Here is a 13,451-nt window from a genome sequence, read left to right as displayed (position 1 = left end):
AGCCACAGATTCACAGATTTTTATATTTTTTTAATCAGTGACCCGAGACCAAAGGTCGAATAGGCGAAGCAAAATCAGTGAATCAGTGGCAAAAACACCCGAAGCGAAGCTTCAAAAAATAATAACTCATAATTCAAAAAATATGTTTTCATTACAAAATAAAAAAGCAGTAATCACGGGTGGCGGAAGCGGAATTGGCAAAGCCATTTCCCTTTTGTTTGCTAAACAAGGAGCCGAAGTACACATTATCGAATTAACCGATGAAAGTGCTTTAGAGGCAGTTTCAGAAATTAAGTCTATCGGCGGAAAAGTAGTTTCGCACGCTTGTAATGTTGCCAATCACGAAGCGATTGTTGCTGTTTTTGAAAAAATAGGAGCTATCGATATTTTGGTCAATAATGCTGGAATTGCCCACGTTGGAAAAGTAGATACCACTCCCGAAACCGATTTTGACCGCATTATGAACGTGAATGTCAAAGGGGTTTACAACTGTTTGTTTGCCTCAATTCCACAATTGCGACTAGCGAAAGGTGGTGTTATTCTTAATATGGCTTCGATTGCAGCGTGGGTCGGAATTCCAGATCGATTTGCCTATTCTACAGCCAAAGGTGCGGTAATGGCAATGACTTTATCCGTAGCTAGAGATTATATGAGCGAAAATATTCGTTGCAATTCGATTTCGCCAGCACGAGTGCATACGCCTTTTGTTGATGGATTTATTGCCAAAAATTATCCAGACAACCAAGCCGAAATGTTCGATAAATTATCTAAATCACAACCCATTGGGCGAATGGGAAAACCCGATGAAGTAGCGGCTTTGGCTTTGTTCTTATGTAGCGACGAATCTGGATTTATTACAGGTTGCGATTATCCTATCGACGGAGGATTTATTAAATTAAACAACTAATGCGAGTAGCTCTATTCATACCTTGTTACATCGATCAGTTTTACCCCAATGTAGGTATTGCCAGTCTTCAATTATTGGAGAAATTGGGTTGCGAAGTGAGTTTTCCTTTGGAGCAAACCTGCTGTGGACAACCTATGGCGAATAGTGGTTTTGCTAGTTTGAGCAAAGGATGTGATGCAAATTTTGTAAAAAACTTTGCAGGTTTCGATTATATTGTAGCACCATCTGGAAGTTGTGTTTTGCACGTAAAAGAACATTTACACGATGACAAACATCCATTAGAAACAGAGAAAATCAGAAATTCAGTCTATGAATTGACGGAGTTTTTAGTAGATATTTTGAAAGTAAAAAATATAAACGCGCGTTTTCCATTTAAAGTAGGATTGCACAATAGTTGCCACGGACAAAGAATGTTGAATCTTTCTTCTATGTCCGAAAGAGTGTTGCCTTATTTCTCCAAACCGGAGCAATTATTAAATAGGGTGGAAGGCATTCAATTACTAAAACCCAAACGAAATGACGAATGTTGCGGTTTTGGTGGAACTTTTTGTGTCTTTGAAGAAGCAGTGAGCGTCAAAATGGGAAAAGATAGAATTAACCAACACGAAGCAAATGATGTTGATTATATTACAGGAGTTGATAGCAGTTGCTTGATGCATTTAGAAGGAATTCTAAACCGTCAGGGCAATAAAATAAAGACCATTCATATTGCTGAGATATTGAATAGTAATATGTAAATGATACCTTATCCTGTCAGGGTTTTGAACCCTGACAGGGTTAAAAGATTACAACCCAAACAATCAAATATGACAGTAAAACACGCTAATCTAGCCGAAAAATTTATTGCAGACGAGCCAAGAACCAATTGGCACGATGAAACCCTGTGGTTTGTTCGTGAAAAAAGAGACAAAGCAGCTCACGGGTTACCCGAATGGGAAGACTTACGCGAATGGGGTTCGCAAATAAAAAATCATTCGTTGTCTAATTTATCCCAATATTTAAAAGAATTTGAAGAGAAAGCAACAGCCAATGGAATTCAAATCCATTGGGCAGCAACGGGCGAAGAACACAATCAAATCATTCATCAAATCATTCAAAAACACAAGATTCAAAAAATTGTGAAGAGCAAAAGTATGCTTACCGAAGAATGTCATTTGAATGATTATTTAGAAAAAAGAGGGGTTGAAGTAATTGATTCTGATCTTGGCGAACGCATTGTTCAATTCCGGAAAGAAGCTCCAAGTCATATCGTTTTACCCGCCATTCATTTAAAAAAAGAAGATGTAAGCAATACTTTTCATGAGTTTTTGAATACCGAAAAAGGCAACAACGACCCACAATATTTAACCGAAGCTGCCAGAATTCACTTGCGAAATAAATTTGTAGAATCCGAACTGTCGATTACAGGTGTCAATTTTGCTATTGCCGAAACTGGCGGATTTGTGGTTTGCACCAATGAAGGAAATGCCGATATGGGCGCACATACTGCTCCAATACACATTGCTTGTATGGGTTTTGAAAAAATAATCCCAAAAGCGGAACACCTTGCGGTTTTCCTCAGATTGTTGGGTCGAAGCGCAATCGGACAGCCTATTACGACCTATTCTAGTCATTTTCTAAAACCAAGAGCGGGTCAAGAAATGCATATCGTAATTGTAGATAATGGTCGTAGTACACAATTAGGACGTGAAGATTTTAGAAATTCACTTAAATGCATACGTTGTGCGGCTTGTTTCAATACTTGCCCAGTCTATCGAAGAAGCGGCGGGCATAGTTACCACACTTCAACGGCTGGACCTATTGGATCAATTTTGAATCCAAATTTAGATATGAAAGCCAATGCCGATTTGCCGTTTGCCTCAACACTTTGCGGTAGTTGTACCAATGTTTGCCCTGTAAAAATTAACATTCACGAGCAATTGTGGAAATGGAGACAAGAAATTGTAAAAAATGGATATGTTGACACTAGCAAAAAAATTGGAATGAACGGAATGGCAGTCTTATTTTCCCATCCTGCGATGTATCGTTTTACCGGAAAAATGGGACGATGGGTAATGCGTGTTTTACCTTTTATGACCAATAATAAACTGAATATTTGGTACAAACAACGAGATATGCCAAAACCGCCAAAGGAATCTTTCCGTGATTGGTATAAGAAAAACGGTAATTCACAAAAAAATTAGGATTAACAATGAGTTCAAGAGATAAAATACTAAATGCTATCGCAGCGAATCAACCGGAGTTGGTTGCTCCGCCAACAATTGATTTGGATGCAGTCATTAGTTACGAAGATAATTACATTCAATTCAAAACCATACTCGAAAACATCGGTGGAAAAGTAGAATTGATTCAGGATATATCAGTTGTAAACAATCTATTAATTGCCGAAAAAGCGAGTGAAAAACTCATAATCAATACCCTTAATGAAACAGACAAGCAAATCGTTTTGTTAACTTCTTTCGAGTTAGAAAATTTAGAAAAAGTATGCATCAAAGGAAGTCTTGGTGTAGCAGAAAATGGATCTGTCTGGATTTATGAAAGCCAAATGATTAATCGATTATTACCTTTTATTTGTCAACATTTGATACTGGTAATAGATAAAAAAGACATTGTACCCACGATGCATCACGCTTATAAAAAAATTGATATCTCAAAAGAAGGTTTTGGGATTTTTATTGCTGGACCATCAAAAACTGCCGATATCGAACAGTCATTAGTTATTGGAGCTCACGGGGCAAGAACGGCAACAATTTATGTTTTAGAGTAATATTAAAATAAAAAAAATGACAAAAAAATTAATTCTTTCAGTTATCGTTTTGATTAGTACAATTACTTTTCAAGCACAAACCTACACGCCAACAAAAGAAAACTTGGAGGCAAGAGCTTTGTTTCAAGATATGAAATTAGGAATGTTTGTCACTTGGGGTGTATCAAGTGTTTTAGGAAATGGAGAATGGGTTATGCACAACCGAAATATAGGTGTAAAAGAATACAGTAAATTAATAGACTTTCACAATCCTCAAAATTTCGATGCCAAAAAATGGGTGGCTACTGCCAAATCAGGAGGAATGAAATACATCACTTTTGTAACCCGACACCACGATAGTTTTAGTTATTGGGACACCAAAGAATCTGATTGGAATATTATGAAAACTCCTTACGGAAAAGATATAGTAAAACAATTGGCAGAAGAGTGTCACAAACAAGGAATCAAGTTTTTTTGCTATTATTCGTTGTTAGATTGGTACCGCAGCGATTACCAATATGAAACAGGAAATACAGGAAGAGGAACAGGTAGAACTCAAAAAAGTGATTGGGAAAGTTACATCCGATTTATGAAAGCACAGCTTACAGAATTATTAACAAATTATGGAGAAATTGATGGAATTTGGTTCGATGGATATTGGGATCAGCTAGGAAAAGATAAAACCCAACCCGCTAAAGTCGATTGGCATTGCGACGAAATTTATAAACTTATTCACAGCTTGCAACCCAAGTGTTTAATCGGAAATAACCATCATTTAGCAACACTTCCTGGAGAGGATTTTCAGACTTTTGAAAAAGATTTACCTGGAAAAAATACTTCGGGATTTGGTGGACTATCGGTATCGAATGAGTTACCCTTAGAAACTTGTGAAACCATCAATAAATCTTGGGGATTCGATATTGCAGATAAAAATTACAAATCTACAAAAGCACTAATTCATTATGTAGTTACGGCCGCAGGAATGAATGCTAATTTTCTGCTGAATGTAGGTCCAATGCCAGACGGAAATATTCAACCTGAATTTGAATCTAGGATTGCTGAACTAGGCGATTGGATGAAAAAAAATGGCGAGAGCATTTACGGAACCAGAGGAAATGTAATTCCGACTCAAGATTGGGGAGTAATTACCACCAAAGAAAAAAAATGGTATGCTCACATTATTCAAACAATACCTATCAACAAAATTATTTTGATACCCAATACAAAAGCAAAAATCAAAAAATGTTTCTTGTTTGGCACAAATAAATCTTTGAAATTTACACAAGGTAAACAATTTATTTCAATAGATTTAAACGGAATTACACTTGACGAAGTAGACACAATAATCGAATTACAACTAAAATAAAACAAATGAAAAAAACACTTTTAACTATTCTAACCGTTTTCCTTTTGATAGGAAACGTGCAAGCACAACTGCCCAAAGAAACTCCAGAGCAAAAAACAGAAAGAATGAAATGGTGGACAGAAGCCCGCTTCGGAATGTTTTGCCATTGGGGTTTGTATGCGATGCCAGCAAGACACGAATGGGTAAAAAACAAAGAAAAAATTAGCGACGAAGATTATCAAAAGTATTTTGAATTGTACAATCCAAATCTATTTCAACCCAAAGAATGGGCGAAAATGCTAAAAGAAGCCGGTATGAAATATTTTGTAATTACAGCAAAGCATCACGAAGGTTTTTGTAATTGGGACAGCAAATACACCGACTTTAAAATTACCAACACACCATTCAAACGTGATGCACTAAAAGAAGTTGCCGATGCCATGCGGGCCGAAGGAATCAAAGTTGGGTTCTATTATTCATTAATCGATTGGCACCATCCCGATTTTACAGTAGATGAATTTCATCCTATGTTGCCAAAAAATAATATTGTCAAGAAAGACAGCATCAATGCAACCAAAGATATGAGTAAATACAGAGCTTATATCAAAAATCAAGTAACAGAATTATTGACCAATTACGGCGAAATCAGCTTGATATGGTTCGATTATTCGTATAAAGAAAAAGGGAATAAGGAATGGGGTTCAGAGGATTTGTTGAAAACCGTTCGCAAATTGCAACCCAACATTATGGTCAACAATCGCTTGGATTTAAACAAAATTGAAGGCGGCTGGGATTTTATCACACCCGAACAATATGTGCCAGCCAAATGGCCTGAAGTAAATGGAAAACGTGCGCCTTGGGAATCCTGTCAAACGTTTTCTGGATCTTGGGGTTATTATCGTGATGAGAAAAATTGGAAAAGCCCAAATCAGCTACTTTCTATGTTAATTGAAAATGTGAGCAAAGGAGGTAATTTATTGTTAAACGTTGGACCAACTGCTCGAGGATATTTAGATTACAGAACCGAAAGTGCCTTAAAAGCAATGGGCGATTGGATGAAATACAACAGTGGTTCTATTTATGGTTGCACACAAGCACCAGATGAATATGCAGCGCCAGCCAATACTTTGTTCACCTACAATCCTATAACTAAACGATTGTATTTACACTTGATGAATTATCCAATTGGTAAAATAAGTTTACCAAATATGAAGGGAAAAGTAAAATATGCACAATTTTTACACGACAATTCAGAGATTCTGTTTATTGCTAAATCACAACACCAACCCGATTCTGAAAAAGTGGAAGCAGATTTAGTATTATCGTTGCCTGTTACCAAACCAAATACTGAAATTCCTGTAATTGAATTGATATTGAAATAGATTAATCCTGCAAGGTCTTTTTTGACCTTGTAGGTTTACATTTTGATAAATAGTAATTAAAAAAGTGTTGTTGTTTTAAAATAATACATTTATAAAGGGATTTCGCGTTAGGGATTGAAGCGGCATCCTTTTGTGAAACGAAAGTGGAACAAAAGATATAGCCGAAAGCCCGACCCTTGGGGAACGCCCAAATTAATAACTTATTCAATAAATAAAATAAAAACTAAAAAAAATGAAACTAATACGTTTTGGAAATGCTGGACAAGAGAAACCAGGAATTTTAATTGGAGAAAAAAGATACGATGTTTCGTCTCTAGTAACCGATTTTAATGAATCTTTTTTTGAAGAAAATGGATTAGAAAAACTAAAAAAAGCACTCGAAAGCAATCCTGTATTACCCGAAGTAAATGCATCACTTCGTTTGGGTTCGCCGATAGCAAGACCTTCAAAAATTATTTGTATTGGGTTGAATTATGTAGATCATTGTCGCGAAACTAATGCGCCCATTCCTGACGAACCCATTATTTTTTTCAAATCGACTTCGGCATTGGTTGGACCAAATGATGATGTAGTCATTCCAAAAAACAGCCAGAAAACCGATTGGGAAATAGAGTTAGCGTTTGTTGTAGGTAAAAAAGCAAGTTATGTCGATGAAGCCGATGCGATGAATTATGTTGCCGGATATTGTTTGCACAACGATTACAGCGAAAGAGCGTTTCAACTCGAACGTGGCGGACAATGGGCAAAAGGAAAAGGGTGCGACACTTTTGCACCACTCGGACCTTTTATGGCAACGACAGACGAAATTGAAGATGTAAATAATCTTTCGATGTGGTTGACTGTAAACGGAAAAACATTTCAAAACAGCAACACTTCGAATTTAATTTTTAAAATTCCATTTTTGGTACATTATTTAAGTCAATTTATGACCTTGCTTCCAGGTGATGTAATTAGCACAGGAACACCTCCAGGAGTCGGGTTGGGAATCAAACCAAACCCAATTTATGTAAAAGAAGGCGATGTGATTGAATTAGGAATGGACGGATTGGGAAGTAGTAAACAACTTGCGGTAGCTTATAAAGAAATTTAAAGATTAAATTATTTAAAGATTAAAAAATTGTGAAGTAACGATTTCAGACTGTTTCTTAAATGACCTTAAATGCCTTATATGGTGGAAAAATGTTCAAAATGTAAATTGGAAATATGAAAGCACTAAAATATTGTTTGGCATTGGATTTAATTGACGATGCACAATTAATGGCGGAATACAAAGCCCATCACCAAGCGGTTTGGCCAGAAATCATTCAAAGCATTAAAGAATCGGGCATTACGTTTTTGGATATATATAATTTAGGCAATCGTATGTTTATGATTATCGAAGCCGATGAAAATTTCTCATTTGAGAAAAAAACAGAAGCCGATGCCAATAATCCAAAAGTGCAAGAATGGGAAGATTTAATGTGGAAATTTCAACAAGCATTGCCTTGTGCAAAACCCGGAGAAAAATGGATGTTGATGGAAAAAATATTCGAGCTTTAATCTCTGGTAAAAAATTTAACCACAAAGAACACGAAGTCCTTCGACAAGCTCAGGATGACAGCACAAAGTTCACAAAGATAATCTGCAAAAATCTGTTTAATCTGTGTTAATCTGTGGCAAAAAACTTTAATTAGTGGCGAAAAATCTCTGGCAAAAAAAGTATAATATGAAAAAAATAGACAGCCATCAACATTTTTGGAAATACCAACCCGTCAAAGACGCTTGGATTAGTGATGATATGAAAACCATTCAGCGGGATTTTCTGCCAGAAGATTTAAAACCATTGTTAACAGAAAATGGAGTTGATAGTTGTATTGCAGTCCAAGCCGACCAAAGTGAAGAAGAAACCCAATTTTTATTGGAACTAACTCAAAGCAATGATTTTATTTTGGGAGTTGTGGGTTGGGTTGATTTGCAAAATGAAAATCTAAAATCACGATTAGACTATTTTTCTCAATTCAAAAAACTAAAAGGTTTTCGTCATATTGTTCAAGAAGAATCAGATGATAATTTCCTATTGAATGAAAATTTTTGTCGTGGCATTTCCCAGTTAGAACCGTATAATTTTACTTATGATATTCTAATTTTACCCAAACATTTAGCAGTTGCTTTTGAGTTTATAAAACGATTTCCTAATCAAAAATTCATCATTGATCATTTAGCCAAACCTGATTTTATACAAGCTGACTTTACCACTTGGAAACAAGGAATTAGTGCCATTGCATCTTGTCCCAATGTGTATTGCAAAGTTTCGGGTTTAGTCACTCAAGCCGATTGGAATCATTGGTCGGAGCGTGATTTCGAATATTGTCTAGATGTCGTGACGGAGGCTTTTGGCATGGACAAAATACTTTATGGAAGTGATTGGCCTGTATGTTTATTGGCGGCAAATTATCAAGAAACTGTTGCCATTGCAACAAACTATATCGCTGCTTTTTCACTTGAAGAACAAGAAAAATTTTGGAGCAAAAATGCTATTGATTTTTATAATTTATAACACTATTATGACTAATAAAGTTGGCCTTCTCGTATCGTTTTTCTTGTTATCAATCATGACTATTTGCGCCCAAAAGAAAATTTTTGTGACTCCAAACGGAAATGATAAAAACACAGGAAGTATTGATAAACCAATACAAACCCTTGCTCAAGCAATCGCTTTAACAAAGAAAACTGGAGCGAAAAAAGTAGCTATCATTTTAAGAAAAGGAATCTATTCTCCAGATGCTACCATTGAATTAAACGCTTTTGAAATTGGAAAAAAAACCATTATCATTTCCGCTTTCGAAAAGGAAGATGTGGTGATTAGTGGAGCAAAAAAAGTAGAATTAAAATGGTCGAAGTTCAATTCAAATATATATTCAGCTAAAGTCGCTCTCGATTTTGTAACCGATGCAATGTTCATCAATGGAAACAAAGCTATTATGGCTCGATATCCAAACTACGACTCAAAAGCGCGTTTTTTTAACGGAACTGCTGCCGATGCCAATAGTGCGGAACGAGTTCATCAATGGGCAAATCCAACTGGCGGCTTTTTGCACGCGCTACATTCGGGCGAATGGGGCGGTTTTCATTACAGAATTACTGGAAAAGATACCGAAGGAAAGTTAAAATTAGAAGGCGGTTGGCAGAATAATCGCCCTTCGCCTTTGCATCCGAAACATCGTTTTGTAGAAAATATTTTCGAAGAATTGGATTCAGCAGGCGAATGGTTTTATAATAAAGCCGAACAAACGGTTTATTATTTTCCTTTAGAAAATGAAAATCTAAACGAATCCATTTTTGAATTTGCTCGACTCAAAACCATTTTTTTGTTGAAAGGAGACGAAAAAAATCCGATGCAAAATGTTACGATTAGCAACATCAAGTTCACTGGAACTAAACGTGTGTTGATGGAAAAACACGAACCCTTATTGCGAAGCGATTGGACTTTGCATCGAGCAGGAACTATCACGCTTGACGGAACAGCCAATGTTACTATTTCAAACTGCCAATTCAGTAAATTGGGCGGAACGGCGATTATGGTTACGGGATTTAATCGCAAGGCAAACATTTCGCAAAATCACATTCAAGACATTGGCGGAAGCGGCGTTTGTTTTGTGGGCGATGTGTCTGCTGTGCGTTCTCCTGCTTTCAAATACGAGCAGTTTTTGGATTATACCAAAATTGACAAAACACCTGGGCCACAAAATAATTTATATCCAAAAAATTGTACGGTTTACAATAACTTGATTCACAATATTGGTACGATTGAAAAACAAGCTACTGGGGTTCAAATTGCAATGTCGGAAAGCATTATTGTAAAAAACAACACCATTTACAACACGCCGAGAGCAGGAATAAATATTGGCGATGGTTGTTGGGGCGGTCACGAGATTTCGTTTAACGATGTTTTCAATACCGTCTTAGAAACGGGCGATCACGGTGCTTTTAATTCGTGGGGACGCGATCGATTTTGGAATGCCAAACGTAAATATATGGATAGCATAACCACTGCTCATCCCGAAATAATTTTGTTAGATGCTCAAAAAACGTCCACAATTCATAACAATCGTTTTCGTTGCGATCACGGTTGGGATATTGATTTAGATGATGGTTCGTCTAATTATCATATCTACAATAATATCTGTTTGAATGGCGGTATCAAACTTCGGGAAGGCTTTTATAGAAAGGTCGAAAACAATATTATGATTAACAATTCCTTTCATCCGCACGTTTGGTTTTTGAATTGTGATGACATTTTTAGAAGAAATATTGTTACCCGAAATTATTATCCCGGCGTGATTTCTAAGTGGGGAAAAGAAGTCGATTATAACTTTTTTCCTGATGCTGCTTCGTTAAAAAAATCGCAATTAAATAAAACTGATTTGCACGGTGCATTTGGAAACCCATTTTTTTTAAATGCTGATGCAGGCGATTACACTTTAGATAAGAAAAGTTTGGCTTTTACAGTAGGTTTTAAAAATATTGATGCAAGAAACATTGGCGTTTTAGATCCTGATTTAAAAGCAAAATCACTAAAAGTAACTATTCCAAAACTTCAACTTTCTGATTATTTTAATGAGAATAAAGATGTTCACGTAGATTGGTTAGATCTTGAAATTAGGAATGTGAATGGTCTTGGCGATCGTTCAGCCTTCGGATTGTTTTCAGAGAATGGAGTAGTTGTGGTTTCAACCAAAGATTCACATCCTTTTAAATCAGGATTATTACCCAAAGATGTTATCATCGGTTCCGATAAAACGATTATAAATGATATCTTCACATTGGTTAGCCTTTACCAAGGCATTACTTGGAAAGGTAAAATGAGTTTGGATATCATTCGAGACCAACAACCCTTAAAAATAGTAATTCAATTAAAATAATAAAGATGAATTTAAACTTAAAAGACAAAGTAATTGTCGTAACCGGTGGAGCCAAAGGAATTGGTTTAGGAATTTGCAAAGTAATTGCTTCAGAAGGCGGTATTCCGGTTATTATTGGCCGAAGTGAAAATGATAATTTGAAAGCAGTTAAGGAAATTGAAGCTTTAGGATTTAAAGCCAAAAATATTCAAGCGGAGTTAACCAATCCTACTGATTGCGAAAATGCAATTCAAAAAGTGATGGCACAATGCGGTCGAATAGACGGATTAATAAACAATGCAGGTGTAAATGATGGAGTGGGTTTAGAAAGCGGTAATTATGATGCGTTTATAGCATCTTTGCACAAAAATTTAGTGCATTATTATTTGATGGCGCACCATGCCTTACCAGAATTGAAAAAATCAAAAGGAAGTATTGTAAACATTGGTTCCAAAACTGCCGATACAGGACAAGGAAATACGTCGGCTTATGCTGCCGCAAATGGAGGTCGTAATGCCTTAACTCGCGAATGGGCTGTTGAATTATTACCCTATGGAATTCGAGTAAATGCGGTGATTGTGGCCGAATGTTTTACGCCATTATACGAAAATTGGATACAATCATTTGATAATCCAGCCGAAAAATTAAAAGAAATTACAGATAAAATTCCTTTCGAAAACCGAATGACTACTGTTGAAGAAATTGCCAATATGGTGGTTTTTCTTTTATCAGATATATCGAGTCACACCACAGGACAATTAATTTATGTAGATGGTGGATACACGCATTTGGACAGGGCTTTGTAGCTCATGTGTTACTATTTTCAAAAATAGGCTAGATATATCAATAATTAATTTACAGCAATTTGTATTTGTTACGAGCGCAGTCGAGAATCTATAAAGATTTTTGACTGTTTTTATTCTGACTGACTGTGAATCAATTTATTTCAAGTAACAGTGTCAACCTTTCATAGACAATCGTCAATCGTCAATCGTCTTTCTCTAATGTACTAGAGGTAACACATCGTTTAGGAAAACAATTTTAGGGTTTTAAAAATTTAAAATCAATCGTTTCGAAACCTTACAAAAAATATTTAATCCAATTACTATTACCGTTTTCAATTTCCAAAAGTTACGTATCATTTTTAGCATTCCAATTTTAAAATCAAACCCATAACTACTTTTTTGAATCGGGTTTATATTTTAATTAAATTTTTTAAAATCCAGTTGCACTCCCTTTTTTTTATCACAACAAAACCGAACCAAAGTACAGTGATTGACCTAATATAAACTCTTTTTTGTAAGAATTTATAGAAAAATCATGCTGTAACAAAATACTATGTATAGGACTTAAACTGTTGATTTATAATCTATTTTAACTAAAAAAGGGTTGTTTGTCTTACTATTTTCCTGATTTTAATAGTAATCATTCAATAAATTTTATAAATAAAAATATTGATTTATTTACACCTAGTAAATGATTTATATGACACCTAGTAGTTCATACAAATCATCTAGTTTTGGAACTTCCAAATTAGTTTTTTGACTATTTGTATCCCGATAATTATTTTTTTGCCCCAAGCTGAAAAATTATAAAAGAACAGATTAAACAATTTATTCAATACCAAAAGCTTAAAAACCAATTTACATTAATATTACCTAAAACCAAAAAACCAATGAAAAACCAATTACTCAATCGAAAAAAACTATCGCAGTTTTTTTACTTTTTAACAGTCATGTTGCTCTTTGCCAATTCGGCTTTAGCGCAAGAGACCTTTACTTGGAACGGGAGTACTTCTACCGCTTGGGCAGATGCAGCCAACTGGAATCAATCCGCACCAGGTGTTGGGGATGATTATCCCGGTCAAACATTATTAGTAGACTTTGTTGTTGTAGACAATAATAGTACGCTTTTCGCTCCAACCTTTACGGGGTCAAGTCAAATAGGAAAACTAACTGTTAGTAATGCTTTTGGAACTGCTTCAGGAGCAACTTTGACTATTGCATCAGGAACACTTACTGTAAACAATGCTACGGTGAACGTAGTAATGCTTGCGGGAGGAAATATTGTTAACGAAGGAACACTTAATATTACGAGTACTTCTACAGGAGCATCTCAAGGTATTTTGTTAGCAAGCGCGACTCAAGTTCCGGGTGTGGCTACTGAGTTTGGCTATTCTGGTTTGGGTAAT

General features: G+C 35.7%; 12 protein-coding genes. All 12 read left to right on the top strand.

Translation table 11 applies throughout. The annotated features are described in order from the left end of the window. Positions 1–142 precede the first annotated feature (142 nt). Entirely contained in the window at positions 143–907 is a 765-nt protein-coding gene (locus RMO53_RS09400; RefSeq protein ID WP_310379965.1) for an SDR family oxidoreductase, read from the top strand. Beyond that, a complete protein-coding gene (locus tag RMO53_RS09395; RefSeq protein WP_310379963.1) occupies positions 907–1,644 on the top strand; it encodes a (Fe-S)-binding protein in 738 nt (245 codons plus the stop codon). Before RMO53_RS09400 ends, RMO53_RS09395 begins: the two co-directional genes overlap by 1 nt. 69 nt (positions 1,645–1,713) lie before the next feature. Then, positions 1,714–3,090 carry a lactate utilization protein B gene (locus RMO53_RS09390; protein WP_310379961.1) on the top strand — a complete coding sequence of 459 codons (1,377 nt, stop codon included), beginning with the start codon at positions 1,714–1,716 and terminating at the stop codon, positions 3,088–3,090. A gap of 8 nt (positions 3,091–3,098) precedes the next feature. Continuing rightward, a complete protein-coding gene (locus RMO53_RS09385) occupies positions 3,099–3,674 on the top strand; it encodes an LUD domain-containing protein (protein ID WP_310379960.1) in 576 nt (191 codons plus the stop codon). Positions 3,675–3,690: 16 nt separating this feature from the next. After that, positions 3,691–5,019 (top strand): alpha-L-fucosidase, encoded by a 1,329-nt coding sequence (locus tag RMO53_RS09380; protein ID WP_310379958.1) that lies wholly within the window; start codon positions 3,691–3,693, stop codon positions 5,017–5,019. Between the two features lie 5 nt (positions 5,020–5,024). Next, complete coding sequence (locus RMO53_RS09375) at positions 5,025–6,380, top strand: alpha-L-fucosidase (RefSeq protein WP_310379956.1); 1,356 nt, start codon at positions 5,025–5,027, stop codon at positions 6,378–6,380. A gap of 232 nt (positions 6,381–6,612) precedes the next feature. Beyond that, on the top strand, positions 6,613–7,470 hold the full coding sequence (locus RMO53_RS09370; RefSeq protein ID WP_310379954.1) for a fumarylacetoacetate hydrolase family protein: 858 nt from the start codon (positions 6,613–6,615) through the stop codon (positions 7,468–7,470). A gap of 113 nt (positions 7,471–7,583) precedes the next feature. After that, the gene (locus RMO53_RS09365; protein ID WP_310379952.1) at positions 7,584–7,919 is read left to right on the top strand and encodes an L-rhamnose mutarotase; all 336 of its coding nucleotides are present in this window, start codon (positions 7,584–7,586) and stop codon (positions 7,917–7,919) included. 166 nt (positions 7,920–8,085) lie between these two features. Further along, positions 8,086–8,916 carry an amidohydrolase family protein gene (locus tag RMO53_RS09360; protein ID WP_310379950.1) on the top strand — a complete coding sequence of 277 codons (831 nt, stop codon included), beginning with the start codon at positions 8,086–8,088 and terminating at the stop codon, positions 8,914–8,916. A gap of 55 nt (positions 8,917–8,971) precedes the next feature. Next, positions 8,972–11,281 (top strand): right-handed parallel beta-helix repeat-containing protein, encoded by a 2,310-nt coding sequence (locus tag RMO53_RS09355; protein ID WP_310379948.1) that lies wholly within the window; start codon positions 8,972–8,974, stop codon positions 11,279–11,281. 5 nt (positions 11,282–11,286) lie between these two features. Continuing rightward, positions 11,287–12,066 carry an SDR family oxidoreductase gene (locus RMO53_RS09350; protein ID WP_310379947.1) on the top strand — a complete coding sequence of 260 codons (780 nt, stop codon included), beginning with the start codon at positions 11,287–11,289 and terminating at the stop codon, positions 12,064–12,066. A gap of 869 nt (positions 12,067–12,935) precedes the next feature. Beyond that, positions 12,936–13,451, top strand: a 516-nt coding sequence (locus tag RMO53_RS09345) for a hypothetical protein (protein WP_310379945.1), incomplete at its 3' end; no start/stop codon positions are given.

It is taken from the genome of Flavobacterium sp., from assembly GCF_031409475.1.
GTDB lineage: Bacteria > Bacteroidota > Bacteroidia > Flavobacteriales > Flavobacteriaceae > Flavobacterium.
The sequence above is the reverse complement of the archived record's forward strand: the minus strand, read 5'-3'. Positions and strand labels throughout refer to the sequence as shown.